General features: G+C 63.3%; 22 protein-coding genes. 14 read left to right on the forward strand and 8 right to left on the reverse strand.

Annotation, left to right across the window (positions count from 1 at the left end):
- Positions 1 to 108 precede the first annotated feature (108 nt).
- Positions 109 to 1,290, forward strand: a complete 1,182-nt coding sequence (locus K3F44_RS01795; protein WP_150571496.1) for a PLP-dependent aspartate aminotransferase family protein — start codon at positions 109 to 111, stop codon at positions 1,288 to 1,290.
- 64 nt (positions 1,291 to 1,354) lie between these two features.
- Here K3F44_RS01795 and K3F44_RS01800 read toward each other — a convergent pair whose 3' ends face one another.
- Positions 1,355 to 1,591, reverse strand: coding sequence for a YdcH family protein (locus K3F44_RS01800; RefSeq protein WP_101317476.1), 237 nt, complete (start codon positions 1,589 to 1,591; stop codon positions 1,355 to 1,357).
- Positions 1,592 to 1,853: 262 nt separating this feature from the next.
- Here K3F44_RS01800 and K3F44_RS01805 point away from each other — a divergent pair, with 262 nt between their 5' ends.
- From K3F44_RS01805 to K3F44_RS01820, 4 genes are all read left to right on the forward strand, one after another.
- On the forward strand, positions 1,854 to 3,494 hold the full coding sequence (locus tag K3F44_RS01805; RefSeq protein ID WP_220633232.1) for a phosphoethanolamine transferase: 1,641 nt from the start codon (positions 1,854 to 1,856) through the stop codon (positions 3,492 to 3,494).
- Positions 3,495 to 3,579: 85 nt separating this feature from the next.
- Positions 3,580 to 4,713, forward strand: coding sequence for a ribonuclease D (gene rnd, locus K3F44_RS01810; protein WP_150571481.1), 1,134 nt, complete (start codon positions 3,580 to 3,582; stop codon positions 4,711 to 4,713).
- Complete coding sequence (locus K3F44_RS01815) at positions 4,710 to 5,003, forward strand: YcgL domain-containing protein (protein WP_101317482.1); 294 nt, start codon at positions 4,710 to 4,712, stop codon at positions 5,001 to 5,003. The genes rnd and K3F44_RS01815 overlap by 4 nt, the downstream gene beginning before the upstream one ends.
- Before the next feature lie 81 nt (positions 5,004 to 5,084).
- The gene (locus K3F44_RS01820; protein ID WP_150571990.1) at positions 5,085 to 6,017 is read left to right on the forward strand and encodes a D-2-hydroxyacid dehydrogenase; all 933 of its coding nucleotides are present in this window, start codon (positions 5,085 to 5,087) and stop codon (positions 6,015 to 6,017) included.
- 49 nt (positions 6,018 to 6,066) lie between these two features.
- On the opposite strand, the gene K3F44_RS01825 is transcribed toward K3F44_RS01820, so the two are convergent.
- The gene (locus K3F44_RS01825; RefSeq protein WP_220633233.1) at positions 6,067 to 6,660 is read right to left on the reverse strand and encodes a nitroreductase family protein; all 594 of its coding nucleotides are present in this window, start codon (positions 6,658 to 6,660) and stop codon (positions 6,067 to 6,069) included.
- 145 nt (positions 6,661 to 6,805) lie between these two features.
- Here K3F44_RS01825 and K3F44_RS01830 point away from each other — a divergent pair, with 145 nt between their 5' ends.
- On the forward strand, positions 6,806 to 7,255 hold the full coding sequence (locus K3F44_RS01830; protein ID WP_101317488.1) for a YcgN family cysteine cluster protein: 450 nt from the start codon (positions 6,806 to 6,808) through the stop codon (positions 7,253 to 7,255).
- Positions 7,256 to 7,296: 41 nt separating this feature from the next.
- Positions 7,297 to 8,505 carry a hypothetical protein gene (locus tag K3F44_RS01835; protein WP_220633234.1) on the forward strand — a complete coding sequence of 403 codons (1,209 nt, stop codon included), beginning with the start codon at positions 7,297 to 7,299 and terminating at the stop codon, positions 8,503 to 8,505.
- A 147-nt stretch (positions 8,506 to 8,652) separates the two neighbouring features.
- Here K3F44_RS01835 and K3F44_RS01840 read toward each other — a convergent pair whose 3' ends face one another.
- The 3 genes from K3F44_RS01840 to K3F44_RS01850 form a co-directional block, all read right to left on the reverse strand.
- Entirely contained in the window at positions 8,653 to 9,000 is a 348-nt protein-coding gene (locus K3F44_RS01840; RefSeq protein ID WP_101317492.1) for a DUF2892 domain-containing protein, read from the reverse strand.
- A gap of 84 nt (positions 9,001 to 9,084) precedes the next feature.
- The gene (locus tag K3F44_RS01845) at positions 9,085 to 9,555 is read right to left on the reverse strand and encodes an RNA methyltransferase (protein WP_101317494.1); all 471 of its coding nucleotides are present in this window, start codon (positions 9,553 to 9,555) and stop codon (positions 9,085 to 9,087) included.
- 59 nt (positions 9,556 to 9,614) lie between these two features.
- Positions 9,615 to 9,980 (reverse strand): YajD family HNH nuclease, encoded by a 366-nt coding sequence (locus K3F44_RS01850; RefSeq protein ID WP_101317496.1) that lies wholly within the window; start codon positions 9,978 to 9,980, stop codon positions 9,615 to 9,617.
- Between the two features lie 132 nt (positions 9,981 to 10,112).
- Between K3F44_RS01850 and K3F44_RS01855 the strand changes: the two genes are divergently transcribed.
- Complete coding sequence (locus K3F44_RS01855) at positions 10,113 to 10,391, forward strand: hypothetical protein (protein ID WP_150571988.1); 279 nt, start codon at positions 10,113 to 10,115, stop codon at positions 10,389 to 10,391.
- Here the strand turns inward: K3F44_RS01855 and K3F44_RS01860 are convergent.
- A complete protein-coding gene (locus K3F44_RS01860; protein ID WP_101322960.1) occupies positions 10,388 to 10,855 on the reverse strand; it encodes a cyclic nucleotide-binding domain-containing protein in 468 nt (155 codons plus the stop codon). The genes K3F44_RS01855 and K3F44_RS01860 overlap by 4 nt on opposite strands.
- Positions 10,856 to 10,946: 91 nt before the next feature.
- On the reverse strand, positions 10,947 to 12,986 hold the full coding sequence (locus K3F44_RS01865; RefSeq protein ID WP_220633235.1) for a S9 family peptidase: 2,040 nt from the start codon (positions 12,984 to 12,986) through the stop codon (positions 10,947 to 10,949).
- 124 nt (positions 12,987 to 13,110) lie between these two features.
- On the opposite strand from K3F44_RS01865, the gene K3F44_RS01870 reads away from it, so the two are divergent.
- From K3F44_RS01870 to K3F44_RS01895, 6 genes are read left to right on the forward strand one after another with little or no spacing between them, the layout of a single operon-like run.
- Positions 13,111 to 13,608, forward strand: a complete 498-nt coding sequence (locus tag K3F44_RS01870) for an MFS transporter (protein WP_220633236.1) — start codon at positions 13,111 to 13,113, stop codon at positions 13,606 to 13,608.
- Between the two features lie 15 nt (positions 13,609 to 13,623).
- A complete protein-coding gene (locus K3F44_RS01875; protein WP_101317504.1) occupies positions 13,624 to 14,397 on the forward strand; it encodes a class II glutamine amidotransferase in 774 nt (257 codons plus the stop codon).
- A gap of 9 nt (positions 14,398 to 14,406) precedes the next feature.
- Complete coding sequence (locus tag K3F44_RS01880; RefSeq protein ID WP_220633237.1) at positions 14,407 to 14,928, forward strand: DUF2937 family protein; 522 nt, start codon at positions 14,407 to 14,409, stop codon at positions 14,926 to 14,928.
- A 59-nt stretch (positions 14,929 to 14,987) separates the two neighbouring features.
- Complete coding sequence (locus tag K3F44_RS01885; protein ID WP_220633238.1) at positions 14,988 to 15,740, forward strand: 5-oxoprolinase subunit PxpA; 753 nt, start codon at positions 14,988 to 14,990, stop codon at positions 15,738 to 15,740.
- On the forward strand, positions 15,737 to 16,432 hold the full coding sequence (pxpB, locus tag K3F44_RS01890; RefSeq protein WP_220633239.1) for a 5-oxoprolinase subunit PxpB: 696 nt from the start codon (positions 15,737 to 15,739) through the stop codon (positions 16,430 to 16,432). The genes K3F44_RS01885 and pxpB overlap by 4 nt, the downstream gene beginning before the upstream one ends.
- The gene (locus K3F44_RS01895) at positions 16,429 to 17,343 is read left to right on the forward strand and encodes a biotin-dependent carboxyltransferase family protein (protein ID WP_188035570.1); all 915 of its coding nucleotides are present in this window, start codon (positions 16,429 to 16,431) and stop codon (positions 17,341 to 17,343) included. Before pxpB ends, K3F44_RS01895 begins: the two co-directional genes overlap by 4 nt.
- 15 nt (positions 17,344 to 17,358) lie before the next feature.
- On the opposite strand, the gene K3F44_RS01900 is transcribed toward K3F44_RS01895, so the two are convergent.
- Positions 17,359 to 18,537, reverse strand: a complete 1,179-nt coding sequence (locus K3F44_RS01900; RefSeq protein ID WP_150571489.1) for a VWA domain-containing protein — start codon at positions 18,535 to 18,537, stop codon at positions 17,359 to 17,361.
- Between the last annotated feature and the right edge of the window lie 6 nt (positions 18,538 to 18,543).

An 18,543-nucleotide genomic window follows, 5' to 3' on the forward strand; every position in this document is an offset into this window, starting at 1 on the left:
GCACGAATAGAATGCTGGGGCCGGGGTATCGCGCGCATCCGCCTGCGCTCGGCCAATCGCGGCGGATATGCGATAGTGACGGCCATCAACCCCGCCTTCTACCAGTCACTGGGCCCGATCATGTCCGACAAACCGCGCAACTTCGCCACGCGTACCATTCACGCTGGCGAGCAATTCAGCGTTGCCGACAACGCCATCTTCCCGCCGATCTACACCGCCAGCTCGTACATCAAGCGCGGCCTCGACGATAACCCCGAGTACGCCTACAGCCGCGTTGCCAATCCGACCCGGCATGCCTACGAGAGCTGCGTTGCGGCGTTGGAAGAAGGGCTAGGTGCGGTCGCCTGTGCTTCCGGCGTCAGCGCCACTTCGACAGTGCTCGAGTTGCTCGACAAGAACGCTCACGTGGTGGTGATGAACGGCGTCTACGGCGGCACCTTCCGCCTGCTCGAAGACTACCGCAGCCGCACCTCCGGGCTGACCACCACCTATGTCGACCTGAATGACCTGGACGCCCTGGCAGCGGCGATTCGCCCGGACACGCAGCTGATCTGGATCGAGTCGCCGACCAATCCGCTGCTGCACCTGGTCGATATCGAAGCGGTGTGCAGCCTGGCCCGTGCCCGCAATATCCTCACCTGCATCGACAACACCTTCTGCTCGCCGTGGAATCAGCAGCCGATCACCCTCGGCGTGGACCTGGTGATGCACTCGGCGAGCAAGTACATCGGTGGCCACTCCGACCTCACCGGCGGAGTCGTGGTGGCGGCCAACGCCGAGTTGCTGGCGCGCCTGCGCAAGATCAGCATGGCCGTCGGTGCCGTGCAGGGGCCGTTCGATTGCTACCTGGCCCTGCGCGGACTGAAGACGCTGGACGTGCGCATGGAGCGCCAAAGTGCCAATGCCCTGCGGGTGGCGCAGTTCCTAGAGAGCCATCCGCTGGTCGACAAGGTGTTCTATCCAGGTCTGCCCAGCCACCCGCAGCATGAGCTGTGCAAGCGCCAGATGCGCACGGGCGGCGCGGTGGTGACCTTGCAGGTGAAGGGTGATCGCGAGGCGCTCAAGCGCTTTGTCGACGCGCTGTCGATCTTTGTCCTGGCCGATTCGCTGGGCGGCGTCGAGAGCATGATCAACCATTCCTGGAGCATGTCGCACAACTCGTTGAGCCCAGAGCAGAAAGGCGTGATGGGGATTACCGAGGGCCTGTTGCGGCTGTCGCTGGGGATCGAGGACTGCCGCGATCTGATCGATGATCTGCAAGGCGCCTTGCAGGCCAGCGCCGCAGTCTGAGGCTTTGTTGATCGCCATCGCAGGCTCGCCCCGCGATGGCGGTTTTACAGTTGTTGCAGCCGGGTCAGGACTTGGCTGGATGAATGATTCGTTCGATCTTGTCCTTGATCAGCAGCCGCTCCTTGCGCAATAGCGTGACGGTGTCATCGGTGGCGGCGGTGCGTTCAGCGACGTCCACCTCTTTGTCCTTGGCCTGGTAAGCCTTGTGTAGCTTGAGCAGTTCCGGGTCCTTGGCGCTCAGTGCGTGAAAGTCGTCAGGCTGGATGCTGAGGTCTGCGAACAGATCATGCGGTACGGGCATTTCTTCACCTCCGTCAGGGGTTGGACACTGGTGCAGAATCTTGAGGATAGCCGCGTTTGCCAAAGACGTGGGTGAGGGTGGTCCGGCAGCGGTTGGCTGAACGTCGGCTGAATGAAAGGTAAACAAGTGTAATTGTTGCTGGATGTTAGAGTTTGTTGGCGGGTTTTTCACAAAAAAACGATGGTCTGCTTCCCACAATCCGCTTCGAATTGCCACGCGCTGAATCGCGCCTGGGCCAACATCAAACTCGATAGCGAAGACCATGCTGAAACTCAACAATCTGCGGACCGAATGGGTCACGTTACTGGCCAGCCTGTACCTGTTGATTGGCTTCAACAGCCTGCTCTGGAGTCACCTCCAGGCGGTGGTGCCGCCAGGGTTGACGGGGCTTTGGCTGATGCTGGCGTTTGCCCTGCTGATGCTGTTTGCGTTCAACCTGGTGTTGACCTTGATTGCCTTCAAGTATGTGTTGAAGCCGGTCTTGATGGTGCTGTTTGTCAGCGGTGCGGCAGTGGCTTACTTCATGAATCAGTACGGTGTGCTGATTGATGCAGGCATGTTCCGCAACGTTGCCGAGACCAACATCAGCGAAGTTCGTGATCTGCTCTCGTTGAAGTTCATCGGCTATATCGTGCTGCTGGGTTTGCTGCCGGCGGCACTGGTGTGGAAGGCGCCGATCGCCTATCGCCCGTGGCACCGCGAAGTGTTCGGCAAACTGCTGGTCGGGGGTGCCTGTACGGTGGCGTTGGGCGCGGTGGCCCTGGCTAACTATCAGGGCCTGTCTTCGCTGTTTCGCAACCACCACGAAATCCGCCTGATGCTCACCCCAAGCAACGTTGTTGGCGCCTCGTTTGGCTATGCCAGCGAGCGGTTGGGCAGTGCGGCCGCGCCGTTTCAGCGCTACGGCGAAGATGCCCGCCGCGATGCCGCTGCGTGGCAGCAGCACAAGCGCAAGTCGCTGACGGTGTTGGTAGTGGGTGAAAGCGCCCGCGCGGAAAACTTTGGCGTGCTCGGTTATGGCCGCGATACCACCCCGCGCCTGAGCAAGGAAGACGGCCTGCTGGGCTTCACCGATGTGCATTCGTGCGGCACCGAAACCGCTGTCTCGGTGCCGTGCATGTTCTCCGGCATGCCGCGCAAGGACTACGATGCCAGCGTCGCCCGTAACCGGGAGGGGCTGCTGGACATGCTCCAGCGCGCCGGCCTGACGGTGCAGTGGCGTGACAATCAATCAGGCTGCAAGGGTACCTGCGACCGCGTGCAGTTCGTCGACGTCAGCAACCTCAAGGACCCCGCCCTGTGTGCCGGCGGCGAGTGCCACGACGAAATCCTCCTGCAAGGCCTGGCCGAGCTGCTCGACAGCCTCGACCAGGACACCGTGCTGGTCCTGCACCAGATGGGTAGCCACGGCCCTGATTACTACAAGCGTTATCCGCAAGCGTTCGAGCGATTCACCCCGGTATGCCGCAGCAATGCCCTGAACCAGTGCGATCAGCAGGCAATCATCAATAGCTACGACAACACCCTGGGTTACACCGACCACGTGCTGGCCTCGCTGATCGACCTGCTGCGCAGCCGGCAGGACAAAGTCGACACCGCCATGCTGTACCTGTCCGACCACGGCGAATCGCTGGGTGAGTACAACCTCTATCTGCATGGCACGCCGTACATGCTGGCGCCCGAGCAGCAACGCCATGTGCCGATGCTGGCGTGGTTCTCCGACAGTTACCGGCAGGACTTTGGCCTCGACAACGACTGCCTGGCGCGCCTGCGTGATGCCCCGCTGAGCCAGGACAACCTGTTCCACTCGATGCTCGGCCTGCTGCAGGTGCACAGCGCGGTCTACCAGCAATCACTGGACTTGTTCGCCGGCTGCCGGCCGTGGCTGGCGGCTGGCCGCTGACAGCAGCGCCGGGCGATGGTCGCCATGTTTCGCGTGCGCGGCCCACGGCGTATATACTGCGCGCCACTGTTTGTGGGAGAGCCTCGTGGCCAACGAAATACACTGGATCTGTGACGACCAGAGCCTGGCCGAGCACTGCCGGACCTGGCGCGAATTGCCCTTCGTAGCGCTCGACACCGAATTCATGCGGGTAGACACCTTCTACCCCAAGGCCGGGCTGCTGCAGGTTGGCGACGGTCAAAAAGCCTTTCTTATCGACCCGTTGCGGGTTCGTGACTGGCAGCCTTTGGCTGACCTGCTCGAAGACCCGCAAGTGGTCAAAGTGGTGCATGCCTGCAGTGAGGACCTTGAAGTTCTCCTGCGCCTGACCGGCAAGCTGCCACAGCCGTTGTTCGACACCCAGTTGGCCGCAGGTTACCTCAACATCGGTTTCTCGATGGGTTACTCGCGCCTGGTGCAGGACGTGCTCGGGCTCGATCTGCCCAAGGGCGAAACCCGCTCTGACTGGCTGCAGCGGCCTCTGTCGGAAACCCAAGTCAGCTACGCCGCCGAAGACGCCGTGCACCTCGCCGAGCTGTTTACCGCGCTGCGCCCGCGGCTGTCCGATGACAAGTATGCCTGGGTGCTGGAAGACGGCGCCGAACTGGTTGCGCAGATGCGCCGTGAAGTCGAGCCGCAGCTGCTCTACCGTGAGGTCAAGCTGGCCTGGAAGCTGTCGCGTCAGCAGCTGGCAGTCCTGCGTGAGCTGTCGGCCTGGCGCGAGCTTGAAGCGCGCCGCCGCGACCTGCCGCGCAACCGCGTGCTGCGTGAGCATTCGCTGTGGCCGATCGCCAAGACCCAGCCAGACAGCCTCTCGGCCCTGGCCAAGATCGATGACATGCACCCGCGCACCCTGCGTCAGGACGGCGAGTTCCTCCTGCAATTGATCAAGCAGGCCGGCAGTGTGCCGGCTGAGCAGTATCCGCCAGCGCTGCCTGAGCCATTGCCGATCGAAGCCTCGGCCATCCTCAAGCGCCTGCGCGCCATCGGCCAGGCCGAAGGCGAGCGGCTGGGCATCGCCCCGGAGCTGATGCTGCGCAAGAAAACCCTCGAGGCGCTGCTCAAGAGCGGCTACCCCAATGGGCCCTATCAACTGCCCGATTCGCTGCGCGGCTGGCGTCGCGAGCGGATGGGCCAGGCGCTGCTGGATGATCTGGCCGCGCTCGGAGAATCCTCATGAAACGCATCTGCTCGATCTACAAGAGCCCGCGCAAAAACGAAATGTACCTTTACGTGCTCAAGGCTGACGGCCTGGAGCGGGTCCCAGCAGGTTTGCTGCCGGCCTTCGGTACGCCGATTCACGCCTTCGACCTGGTGTTGTCGCCGGAGCGCAAGCTGGCCCGGGAAGACATCGAACAGGTGCTGAACAACCTCGAGGCCCAGGGTTACCACCTGCAGATGCCGCCGCTCGAAGACGAGTACATCGAGCACCTGCCTGAAGAACTGCTGCGCCGCAACGACCCGGTCTGATAGGCCCGCGCTGCCCATCGTTCGCCCAAGCGGCCCGCTACCCGGGCCGTTTTCCGTTATCTGCCAAGGTTGTCTTTTGAGATGCGCGTTCTGATCGCTGAACAGGATCATGCCAACTATGCCGGCCTGCTGGCCGCTGCCGCCCCCGACCTTGAAGTGCTGACCAGCGGTAACTCCGCCGAGCTGGCGCTATTGGCGCCGCAATGCCCAGTGTGGCTGGGGCAGCCAGACCTGCTGGCGACCCTGCTGCGCCAAGGCCATAAGCCAGAATGGGCGCAGTCGACCTGGGCGGGGATCACCCCGCTGCTGGCCGACGGCCTGACGCGTGACTACCGCCTGACCCGCGCTGTGGGCATCTTTGGCCAGGTCATGGCCGAATACATGCTGACCTACATGCTTGGCCACGAGCGCGAGGTGTTGTCGCGCCTGGTCAGCCAGGTCGAGCGGCGCTGGGATGAGCGCCCTGGGCACAGCCTGCAAGGGCGCCAGGTGCTGATCGTTGGCACGGGCGATATCGGCCAGCGTGTGGCGGAGTTTCTCGTGCCATTTGGTGTGACCCTGTACGGCGTTGCCAGCAGCGCGCGTCAGCAGGCGCCGTTTGTTGAAGTGGCTGGGCTCGATCAATTGCCACAGCGAGTCGAGCAGGCTGATTACGTAATCAACCTGTTGCCTGATACCCCGGCCACCCATGACCTGTATAACGCCGCGCTGTTCAAACGCTTCAAGCCCAGTGCGCTGTTGATCAACGCTGGTCGCGGTGTTTCGGTGGTGGACGCCGACCTGGTCGCAGCGTTGAAGGAAGGTCATCTGGCCGGCGCCGTGATCGACGTATGCCGGCAGGAGCCGCTGCCGCAACAACATCCGTTCTGGACGGCGTGGGGTTTACTGCTGACCGGGCACAGCTCCGCGCCGACCTCGCCTACGGCGATGGTGCGTTTGTTTGTCGAGAATCTGCGGGACTATTTAGCGGGGCAGGCACTGCGCGGCGAGGTGGATTTCCAGCGCGGTTATTGATGTGTAGCGCGGGGCGTCTGGAGCAAGTGTCGCCTCGCGCTGCGGTAGATCAGAGGCTGAAATCGCCTTCTGCAGCCAGCTCGGCCAGTGGCTTGCGCGGGCTAGGTACTTCACGGGCCTGCAGGCCTTCGGCGAGCGTGGCCTTGTCGCCCAGCTTGCCGATCGCGACCATCGCCTGCAGCTCATAGCCTTCGGGGATCTTCAGTTGTTCGCGGGCCATCGCCTGGTCAAAGCCGGCCATGCCGTGGGTGTGCCAACCGCTGAGGCTCGCTTGCAGCGCCAGATGGCCCCAGGCCGAACCGGTATCAAATGCGTGCCACAATGTTGGCGACTCCTCGCTGGCACCGGGTGCGATAAAGCTGGTCTTGGAAATCACCAGCACCAGCGCCGAGGCGTGCTGGGCCCAGCTGCGGTTGAACGGCACCAGCAGCTCCAGGTAGCGCTGCCAGTTTGGCGTGTCGCGACGGGCATAAAGGAACCGCCACGGCTGCGAGTTGTAGGCCGAAGGCGCCCAGCGCGCCGCTTCGAAGAAGCTCAGCAGGGTTTCTTCGCTGATCGGCTCGGGGTTGAATGCGCGGGGCGACCAGCGATTGATGAACTGCTCGTTGATGGCGTATTCGGCAACGCGTGGGTTGGCGCTCATGACAGCTCCTGCAAGACACAAGGGGAAGCCGGCACGCTACTGCGTCTGGACACCCCTGACAAGCGGTCTGGCTTTGCCCAAGGCCAGGCTCTAGACTGGCGCCGCCGCCTGCTGCGGCCCAAGAACAACTGCGAGAAACCGTGTGATGATGGCCCAGACTGCGCCTTTCTGGCAGCGCAAGACGCTCGATCAACTCGACCCGCAAGAGTGGGAATCACTCTGCGATGGCTGCGGCATGTGCTGCCTGCAGAAACTCGAGGACGAGGACGACAACAGCGTCTACTACACCCGCATTGCCTGCAAACTGCTCGATCTGAACAGTTGCCAGTGCAGCGACTACCCTAATCGCTTCAAACACGTGCCCGACTGCATCCAGCTCACCCCGGGCAAGGCCGATCAGTTCAAATGGTTGCCGCCGACCTGTGGCTATCGGCTGGTCAGCGAAGGCAAGGACCTGCCCGCCTGGCATCATCTGGTCTGTGGCGACCGCACCCAGGTGCATGAGCAACGTATTTCGCAGTCCGGGCGCATGCTCAGTGAGAACGATGTGGCTGAAGACGACTGGGAAGACCATTTGATTTTCCGCGCCGGCTGAGCCGTGCGGTGACTGGCCTGTGCCGAACAAGGAGTTTGTCTATGCGTTGCCCTTTGCTGCTTGTTCTGGCGCTGGCGGCTTGCTCGCCAGCCTGGGCCAAGAAGGTCGATCTGGATTACCAGGTGCGCCTGCTGCCCAACAGTGGCCAGGCCGAAGTACGCCTGACCCTGGCTGATGGCAGCGCGGTGCGTAGCCTGGATTTTGCCTTGGGCAAGGCCAATGCCTACAGCGGTTTTCAGGCCGATGGCCAGTGGTCACAGCAGGGTGAGCGTGGCGTGTGGCGCCCGGCTGCGGGCAAGACCAGCCTCAGTTACCGCGTCCGGCTCGACAGTGCTGTGTCGGGTGGTGCCTTCGAGAGCCGCATGACCGCGCATTGGGCGGTGTTCCGTGGCGATCAGTTGGTGCCGCCGGCACGTCTTGATCAACAGGACGGCACCGAGTTGGTAGCGCGCCTGGCAGTCGAGCTGCCGCCCGGCTGGAAGAGCGTGGAAACCGCCTGGCCGCGGATCGGCCAGCACAAGTTTCGTATCGATGATGTCTCGCGCCTGTTCGATCGGCCGACTGGCTGGATGCTCGCCGGTAACCTCGGCAGCCGCCGCGCGCGCCTGGGCGAAACCGACGTCACCGTAGCCGCGCCGCAAGGGCAGGGCATGCGCCGGATGGACACGCTGACGTTGCTGACGTTCGTCTGGCCTCAGTTGCAAGCGGTGTTCCCGCGCAATCCGCCCAAGTTGTTGCTGGTTGGCGCACGCGATCAGATGTGGCGGGGCGTGCTTGGCGAGCACAACTCATTGTTCATCCACAGCAACCGCGCCTTGATCAGCGAGAACGGCAGCAGCCCACTGCTGCGTGAGCTGGTCCAGCTGTTTGCGCAGATCAAGGTGCGCGATGACAGCGACTGGATCAGTGAAAGCGTGACGGACTACTACGCCACCGAACTGCTACGCCGGGCCGGCGGCATCAGTGATGATCGCTATGATGCCTGGCAGGCACGCCTGCACAAACAGGGCGCCAAGGTCACTCGGCTGGTGGCCAGGCAGGCTAACGCCGGGCAGATCGCGCGAGGCGTGCAGGTGTTGCAGGCATTGGATCGGGAGATCCGCCTGCACACTCAGAATAAACGCTCACTGGACGACGTCACCCAGGCGTTGATGCGCATGCCGAGTGTGAATACTGCAGAGTTCATCCAGATCAGCGAGAGCGTGCTTGGGCGCAGCTCAGACGTGCTTCAGAGCAAATTGCTACGCTAGCCCTGCTTGCACGCAGTTGGTGTAGGAGCGGCCTTGTGTCGCGAAAGGGTCGCATAGCGACCCCGGCATTTTGTGGTGCTGCACAAATCCTGGGGCCGCTGCGCGACCCTTTCGCGACACAAGGCCGCTCCTACAAAGGGCGCGGTGTTACAGCTTCGGGGTATGGACGGGGTCGTCACCGGTTACGGTTACGCCGCGGGTAGCAGCGTCGGCACTGGCGCGAAGCACTTCCAGCTCGGCGGCGCCACGGTCAATGTCACCCTTCAGACGCTGGTATTCCTGACGATGACGCAGCCACCAGGCCTTGGTCGCACAACGGCCCTTGACCCCGCGTGCCAGCGCCAGGCCGCCAACGGCAACCTGCAGCAGGCCGATCACGCCGCCATGGCGCATACCTTTGCTGATCATGAGGGCGCCACCGGCCAAGGAACTTGCGCGTTCCCAGCCATGCACGTTCTTTTCCTCGGTATGGGCATTGGAATCTAGATCAAGCATGAGCAGAGCCTCCAGGTAGGTTGGTAAATAACTGACCCTGGCGGTTGTCGCGCCGTTCATTTCATATGCCCAGCGGCCTGCCTGTTACTTGAATTTAGGCCCCGAGCGGGTGTTCAGGCCCTTGGCCAGGCGGTCGTAAAGCACCACGTTGACGGTTGCCGCAAGGTTCATGCAGCCTTCGGTGGGGATATAGATGGTTTCTTCGCACCAGGCGCGCACGTTTTCGTCGAGGCTGCCGTCTTCCGGGCCGAAGATATAGATGGCGCGATCAGGGTGGGTGTATTCAGGCAGGGGGCGGGCGCCGTCGACCAGTTCCACCGCCACCGGCGTGCAGCCCAGCGGGATGATGCGTTGCAGGTCGTCGATGCCGATCAGCGGAATGTCGTAATGCACCCGCTTGGTGTCGGTGACGAAATCACGCGCGCGCTCATACCGCTTGCCGGTGTAGAACACCGAACTGACGCCGTAACAACCCGCAGCGCGCATCACCGAACCGACGTTCTCTGCAGACTTGGGGTTGAACAGGCCGATGCAACTGTACCGTTTGTTCGCCACGTGCCGGGGCCCTTCGCAAAAAAAACGCGATTATACGGGGTTGCCCGGCCGCTGTGGGCTCAGTCTTTCTTGAGCAGACCGGCCAGCCCGGCGAACGGGTTGTGCGTAGCCTTGGCGATGCTCGGGGTGGCCGTCGAGCCTTCGCTGAAGTACTGCTGATCGGTGTAGCGCGAGTGCTCGTTGTCGTGGCAGTACAGGCACAACAGCTCCCAGTTGGAGCCGTCCTGGGGGTTGTTGTCGTGGTTGTGGTCGCGGTGGTGCACGGTCAGTTCGCTCAGGCGCTTGCCTGCGAACTCACGGGCGCAGCGGCCGCAGACGTGCGGGTACATCTTCAGGGCCTTGTCGCGGTAGCCCATTTCCTTGTCGCGCTTGGCGTCGGCGATGATGCGGTCCAGGCGGGCGGTGGCGGAAAGGGTGGAACTCATGGTGTGACCTTTCTTGTAATCAGGCTGATGACGGTTATGGCGTTGAGTCTAGCGTGGTTACAGGCCAGGCGGACAGGCAAAAACCCGCAGATGGGCGTAGCCTGTAGATGAATTTTCGACAGGAGGTTGCCGATGCTCCACGCGATCCTCAGCGCACTGATCCTGCTGGCCGCGCCGCTGGCCGACGCTGCCGGGCAACAGCCACGCATTAGTACGCCGGTGCCCGGTGCTCCGGGTACCGCCACGCCCACGCCGTATCCGCAGATCACCCCGAGCGCGCCACCCAAAGCCTACGACAATCAACCCGGTGGGCCGCTGTTGCCACCGATGCCGCTGCCTAGCCCGCGCCGGGACGAGCCGCTGCCCGGCTTGCAGCAGGACGCGCCCAGGCCGCAGGGCAAAGACGACTAGACCTGCGCCAGGCGCTGGCCGTCCTGCATGCGCAGGCGTTTGGACAGCGCCACGGCGAGTGCGCGAATGATCCGCGCAGCAATCCGCGGCGCTTCGTTGAGCATCTTCTCCAGCGAATCCTTGCCCAGCGTCAGCAGCTGGCATTCGCTGGCGGCCACGCAACTGGCCGAGCGCCGCTCGCCGTCGAGCACCGCCATTTCGCCAAAGGCGCCACGGCGCAATACGGCGATTTCGACGGCCTGGCCACTGCTGTCGGTCTTGCGCACCGACACCTGGCCGCGGTGCAGAATGCACATGAACGTGCCGGCGTCGCCCTCGGCAAAGATAGTCTCGCCGGCGCTCATGTTGCTCAGGCTGAAATAGCCGGCAGCGGCAGCAAATTCGCTGGCCTGCAAGGTGTCGAACAGGCCGCAGTCCATGAGCATGTCGCGGATTTCGGCATTGAGGTGGGAATGGTCGGACATGGTCTGGTCTTCTGCGCTTGGCGTGGCAGCGTTGATCACGCGGCCACGCAAGATTGTTCACGGTTGTGCATAGGACAACAGCAAAGCCGGTTTACACCACGCCGAGCTCATTGAGTACGAACGCATATTCCAGCGCCACATCGCGCAGCCCCTGATAGCGGCCGCTCATGCCACCATGGCCTGCACCCATCTCGGTCTTGAGCAGCAGCAGGTTGTTATCGGTCTTGAGCGTGCGCAGGCGTGCTACCCACTTGGCTGCTTCCCAATACTGCACACGGCTGTCGTTGTAGCCGGCCACTACCAGCATCGCCGGGTAGGCCTGAGCCTTGACGTTTTCATAGGGCGCGTAAGCCTTGATTCTTGCATGCACCTCGGGTTGTTCAGGGTTGCCCCACTCGTCGTACTCGGTCACGGTCAGCGGCAGGTCAGGGTCGAGCATGGTGTTGAGCACATCGACGAACGGCACCTCGGCAATCGCGCAGCGGAACAGCTGCGGGCGCAGGTTGAGCACCGCGCCGATCAGCAATCCACCGGCGCTGCCGCCGCTGATCGCCAGTTGTTCCGGGCGGCTGACACCGGTTGCGATCAGGTGCTCGGCGCAGGCGATGAAGTCGTCAAAGGTGTTCTGCTTGTGTTCTTGCTTGCCAGCGCGGTACCAGGCCTCACCCAGCTCGCCGCCGCCGCGCACATGGGCAATGGCAAAGGCCACGCCGCGCTCGAGCAGGCTCAGCCGCGCATGGGAGAACCACGGGTCGAGGCTTTCGCCATAGGCGCCGTAGCCATACAGATAGAGTGGCACCGTCTTGCCGACGTCGTCGCGGCGGCGTACCAGGCTGATCGGGACTTGGGTGCCGTCGTTGGCGGTAGCCCACAGGCGTTCGCTGACGTAGGCGTCGGCGTCAAAGGCACCGAGCACCGGGGTTTGCTTGAGCACCGTCTGCGCGCCGTTGGCCAGTTCCAGCTGGCGCACCTGGGCCGGGCGATTGAGTGCCTCGTAGCGCAGGCGGATGCGCGTGCTGGCAAATTCCAGGCTGTCTTGCACGTATAGGCTGTAGGCCGCATCCGGCAGCTCGACGCGGTAAGGCGCCTGGCCTTGCGGGCGTACTTCAATGATGGGCAGGCCGCCTTCACGCAGGCTCAGCGCCAAGGCACTGGCATTCAGACTGAGGCCTTCGAGCATGATGTTGTCGCGGTGGGCTACCAGCACCTGCCACTGTGCACGGCTGGGCACTGCCGCAGAGGGCGCCTGGTACAGGGCGAAGTTGATGCCGTCCTGGTTGCTGCGGATAAACCAGCGCCAGTCGCCATCGAGCTGGCCGTGATCGGGGAAGTATTCATGGCCTTCTTCGCGTGCAGCCAGGCAGGTGAACTCGGCCAACGGCGTCTCGGCATCCAGCACCCAGGCTTCGCTGGTGGTCTTGCTGTTGAGCAGCAGGATCAGCTGGCGCTCGGAGCTGGCTCGGTAGCAGTGCAGAAAGAAGCGCCCGTCGTCTTCTTCGAACACCGTATGCGCATCAGCCTCGCCCAGGCTGAACCGGCGCAGGCGGCATGGGCGATGGGTGTCGTCGAGTTCGGCGAAGAACAGCGTGCGGCTGTCGTTGGCCCAGGTCATGCTGCCGTCGCAGTCCTCGAAGGGCAGGGTGGTGATGGCGCCAGTGGCCAGGTCCTTGACATACAGCGTGTAGGTTTCTTCGCCATTGGTGTCGAGGCTGTAGGCCAGCAGCTGGTGGTCGGGGCTTACATTGAACGCGCCAAGCGACAGGAAGCCGCCGGCCGCCAGCTCGTTCGGGTCAAGCAACAGCTGTTCGGCGCTGGCGTCGACTGTGTTGGAATCATCTGCCGGGCGTGGGCAGCGGTAGTGGCGCGGGTACTCATCGCCAGCAGTGGTGCGGGTGTAGTACAGCCATGGCCCCCACGGCGAGGGCAGCGACAGGTCGGTTTCCAGAATGCGCCCTTTGATTTCCTCGAACAGCTGCTCGCGCAACGGCGCCTGATCGGCCAGGCAGGCCTCCTGATAAGCGTTTTCGGCCTGCAGGTAGGCGAGCACTTCGGCGCTGTCGCGCTGCTGCAGCCAGGCGTAAGGGTCGTTACCGGGGGCTTGCTGGGCGATCGGGGCAGTAATAGCGGGCATGTATGGTCTCTGGCGAAAGCGAATAGGGCCGGGCGACAGTGGCACCGGTGATCACGGGCAGACAGGCACCTGTGCCTAAAAGTGTTTATCATAGGCATCTCTTCGCCTGGCTTGCACGAACACCATGACCGAGAACGACTATACCCTTGCCTGGGGCCTGTATGCGGTGGCCGCCATCGGCTGCCTGCTGGTGACCTTCAAGCTGACTGGCTGGATGTGGCGCTGGCTGCGCGAACCGCTGCGGGTGCTGGTTGCGGTGCTGCTGCTGACGCCGACGATTGTCGACCCGGTCAAGGAAAGCTTCGCCCCGGCCATTGCCATCAGCGCGCTGGATATCGCCTTCAAGGTTGGCAACAACGCCTGGCGCGCGGCGTCCGATCTGGCCATGTACGGCATGATCGCCTTTGCTTTGTATCTGTTGTTCGTGCTGTTGCGCTGGCCGCTGGAAAAACGCGCCCGTGAGCGCCGCGAGCAAGCTGATGCAGCTGCCAGTCGGCAAGCCGCAGAAGACAGCGAAGTGCTGGTCGAGGCGCCGGTTGCCGCCGATCGCCACGACCGTTACCGCAATGATCCGCCGGCACCGGCCGCGCCTGGCCGTGGCCGGGTCGAGCCACGTCTCTGAGGGGAGCTGCAAGGCATGTGCGAACTGCTCGGCATGAGTGCCAACGTCCCCACTGATATCGTTTTCAGTTTTTCCGGGCTGATGCAGCGCGGCGGCCGCACCGGGCCGCACCGCGATGGCTGGGGCATCGGCTTTTACGAAGGGCGCGGCCTGCGCGTGTTTCAGGACCCGGCAGCGAGCAGCGAGTCGGAAGTCGCCAAGCTGGTGCAGCGCTACCCGATCAAGAGCGAAGTGGTGATCGGCCACATCCGCCAGGCCAACGTCGGCAAGGTCTGCCTGAGCAACACCCACCCGTTCGTGCGTGAGTTGTGGGGGCATAACTGGTGCTTCGCACACAACGGCCAGTTGCCGCAGTTCAGCGGCCAGCGCACCTTCTACCGGCCGGTCGGTGATACCGACAGCGAAGCGGCCTTCTGCGACCTGCTCAACCGCGTGCGCGACGCCTTCCCCGAGCCGGTCGAGGTCGAGCAACTGCTGCCGGTGCTGGTCGAGGCCTGCGCCGAGCACCGCAGCAAGGGCGTGTTCAACTGCCTGCTGAGCAACGGCGACTGGCTGTTCTGCTTCTGCTCGACCAAGCTGGTGCACATTACCCGCCGCGCGCCGTTTGGCCCGGCGCGGCTCAAGGACGTCGACATGATCGTCGACTTCCAGGCCGAAACCACGCCCAATGATGTGGTCACGGTGATCGCCACCGAGGCCCTGACCGAGAACGAAACCTGGAACCGCTACGAGCCCGGACAATGGGCCTTGTGGCGGCATGGCGAATGTATCGCCCACGGGCAAAGCTAAGGACGCGGCATGTTCAGAAGTTATCTGCGGTTGCTGTTGTTCACCTGCGGTCTGCTGGCGGGCATTCAGGTCCCTGGCCTGGTCAAGGATTACGGCCAGCGCGTCGAGGCCCGTGTGCTCGAGTCGCGCGAGGCCTTGTCCGGCTTCCAGGAAACCGCCCAGCGCTTCTTCAAAGGCGACCTGCAAACGCTGCTGCAGCATTACCGCACCAGCGAGGATCCGGTATTCATCAGCGATGCCAACAGCATCGAGAGCCTGCTGGTCCGCAACCAGTTGCTGGAAAACGAGTGGCAGGCCATGCAGGGCTCGTGGCTGAGCCAGAGCTGGCACGTGCTGGCGCAGGCTGACCCGCAATTGCGCGAAGAGACCTTGAACAGCTACAGCTACCAGATTCTGCTGGTGCCCGAAGCCATCGGCTGGGGCCTGAGCGCAGGCTTTGTGCTGGCGTTCGTGGTCGAAAGCGTGCTGGTGCTGCTGGGCTGGGTCATCCTTGGCGGGCGGCGCAAGGTGGTCAAGGAAAGCTGGCGCTAAGCCGGCTGGCCGCCTCGGCGCCGCCGTACTCTGTTCTAGTCGATTCAGGAGTCCGCCAGATGCAAACCCTGCTTCTCAACTGCGACATGGGTGAAAGTTACGGCAGCTGGCGCATGGGTCTGGATGCCGAGGTCATGCCCTACATCGACTGCGCCAATATCGCCTGTGGTTATCACGCGGGCGACCCGAGCATCATGCGCCGCACCGTGGCCCTGGCCCTGCAGCATGGTGTGACCATTGGCGCGCATCCGGCCTATCCGGATCTGGTCGGCTTTGGTCGTCGCTCGATGGCCTGCAGCAATGAAGAAATCCGTGATCTGCTGCACTACCAGATCGGTGCACTGGACGGCATCTGCAAGGTCCAGGGCGGGCGTGTGGCCTACGTCAAACCGCACGGCGCGTTGTACAACGACATGATGGCCGACCCAGTGAAATTGCGCGCCGTGCTCGAAGCCGTAGCCGCCTACGACAGCAGCCTGCCGCTGATGCTGATGGCTACTGCTGATGACCGTGCGGCGCAGCAGCTGGGCGAGGAGCTGGGTGTCACCTTGTGGTTCGAGGCATTTGCCGATCGTGGCTACACGGCCAGCGGCCACCTGCTGTCGCGGCGGCTGCCGGGGGCGGTGCACCATGAGCCGGCGTTGATCATCGAGCAGGCGCTGCGCCTGGCCCGTGGCGAGACGTTGCTGGCAGACGACGGCAGCACGCTGCGACTGAACGCCAGCACCTTGTGCGTGCACGGCGACAACGACAGCTCGCTGGCGGCGGTACGGCAGATTCGCCAGGCCCTGGATGCGCTGGTGCAGCCATGAACCTGCGCATCGAGGCGGTGGCCATCGACAGCCTGATGGTGCGCCTGTTCGATCGCATAGATGAAGCCAACATGCCTTGGATCCTCGCTGCCAGCCAGCGCCTGAGCAGTGCCCTGGGCGCCGATCTGGTTGACCTGGTGCCGTCCTATACCACCGTGATGGTGCAGTTTCGGCAGTCACCGGCTGCGGCGCGAGGGCTGATTATCGAAGCGCTGCAAAATCTGCAGCCGGATGCAGGCGCGGCGGGGCGCAAGCACGAAATTGCCGTGTGGTATGACCCCAGTGTCGGCCCCGAATTGCCATTGCTGGCAGCGCGCAGTGGGCTGTCCGAGGCCGAGGTGGTGCGCCTGCACAGTGAGCGTGAATACCCGGTATTTGCCCTCGGCTTCGCCCCAGGGTTCGGCTTCATGGGGCTGGTCGATGAACGCCTGGCCACGCCACGGCTGAGCACTCCGCGCAAGCGCGTGGCCGCTGGCAGCGTCGGCATTGCCGAGCGCCAGACGGCGGCCTACCCAGCAGTGTCGCCGGGCGGCTGGAACCTGATCGGGCGCACGCCAGTACGTTTGTTTGACCGCGAGCGCGAGGGCTACAGCTTGTTGCAGCCGGGTGACCGTGTGCGTTTCGTCGCGGTGGACCACGCCGAATTCATCAGCCTGGGTGGCGACGACAGCCCGCTGGAGGGTCAGGCATGAGTCTGTTGATCGAGGCCAGCACGCCGCTGTGTCAGCTGCAGGATGGCGGGCGCTTTGGCGTGCGCCATCTCGGCGTGACCCAGGGCGGGGCGCTGGATTGGGTGGCGCTGCACTGGGCCAACTGGCTGCTGGATAACGCCTTGCAGGCGCCGGTGGTGGAAATTCCCTTGGGTGGTTTCAGCGTGCTCGCCCAGCGCGACTGCTGCCTGGCCTTGGCGGGCGCTGATCTGGATGCACGAATCGATGGCCAGCCGCTCAAGCCCTGGCGCAGTTTTCATCTGCGTGCGGGGCAGCGGCTGAGCTTTACCCAGCCTCTGCACGGTGCTCGTGCTTATCTGGCTGCGCTTGGTGGTTTTCAGGCCGAGGCGGTAATGGGCAGTTGCGCCACGGTGGTACGCGAACAGCTGGGCGGGCTTGATGGCCAAGGTTCGGCGCTGATCAAGGGGCAGTTGCTGGCATGCGCCGAGGGCCTGCCGGCCGAGCGCGAGGTGCCAGCACAATCAAGGCCGGTGTACGCCGCCAAGCCTGCGCTGGATCTGGTAATGGGCGCACAACTGGGGCAGTTCAGCGGCACCAGCCTGTTCGAGGCGTTCAACCGGGACTGGACCCTGGACAGCCGCGCCGACCGCATGGGCATGCGCCTGCTCGGGCCGCAACTGGTGTACCAAGGCGAGCCGATGATCTCGGAGGGTATCCCTCTGGGCGCCGTGCAGGTGCCACCGGATGGCCAGCCAATCGTGTTGTTGAATGACCGGCAGACCATTGGCGGCTACCCGCGGCTGGGTGCATTGACGCCCTTGGCGCTGGCCCAGTTGGCCCAGTGCCTGCCGGGGGGGCAGCTGCGCTTCAGGGCGGTGCTGCAGGAGTTCGCCTGGCAGGAGCAGCAGGCTTACCTGCAACGCTGGGGCTGATCTGAACGGCCGGGGTTACTTGGCCAGGTACTTCATGGCGTCTTCCAGGCCGTGCAAGGTCAGCGGGTACATCTTGTCTTCGATCAGCTCGCGGATCAGGTGAGTCGACGTGGTGTGCTCCCAGGCCTGTTTGGGGTACGGATTGATCCACACCACCTTCTTGAATTTTTCCTTGATCCGCCGCACCCAGACATACCCGGCTTCCTCGTTCCAGTGCTCGACACTGCCGCCGGGCTGGGTAATTTCATACGGCGCCATGGCCGCGTCGCCGACGAACACCACCTTGTAATCATCGCCGTACTTGTGCAGCAGGTCGAAGGTGGCGAAGCGCTCGGCGTTGCGCCGCAGGTTGTTCTTCCACACCGACTCATACACGCAGTTATGGAAGTAGTAATACTCCAGGTGCTTGAACTCGGTCTTGCACGCTGAAAACAACTCCTCGCAAATGCGCACGTGGGCATCCATCGAGCCGCCTATGTCAAACAGCAATAGCAGCTTCACCGTATTGCGCCGCTCCGGGCGCATCTGGATATTGAGCAGGCCGGCATCGCGGGCGGTGTGGTCGATGGTGCCGTCGATGTCGAGCTCTTCGGCCGCGCCCTGGCGAGCGAACTTGCGCAGGCGGCGCAGGGCCAGCTTGATGTTGCGCGTGCCCAACTCGACCTGATCATCGAGGTTCCTGTACTCGCGCTGCTCCCAGACCTTGACCGCCTTGCCGCGGCGCTCGCCGGCGTCGCCAACGCGAATGCCTTCAGGGTTGTAGCCGCCGGAGCCGAACGGGCTGGTGCCGCCGGTGCCGATCCACTTGTTGCCACCGGCATGGCGTTTTTTCTGTTCTTCGAGGCGTTTCTTGAATTCTTCGATGAGCTTGTCCAAACCGCCCAACGACTGGATCTGCGCGCGTTCCTCATCGGTCAGCGAACGCTCGAACTCCTTGCGTAGCCAGTCTTCAGGGATCAGCGCCTCAAGGTGCCGGTCGAGGTTTTCCAGGCCTTGGAAGTACGCTGAAAAAGCCCGGTCGAACTTGTCGAAGTGGCGTTCATCCTTGACCAGAATGGTCCGCGCCAGAAAGTAGAACTCGTCCATGTCGGCGAATACCACCCGCTGCTGCAGGGCATTGAGCAGGTCGAGCAGTTCACGCACCGACACCGGCACCTTGGCCGCGCGCATTTCGTTGAACAGGTTGAGCAGCATGACTGG

The organism is Pseudomonas sp. S07E 245, from assembly GCF_019599025.1.
Classification (GTDB): domain Bacteria; phylum Pseudomonadota; class Gammaproteobacteria; order Pseudomonadales; family Pseudomonadaceae; genus Aquipseudomonas; species Aquipseudomonas shirazensis.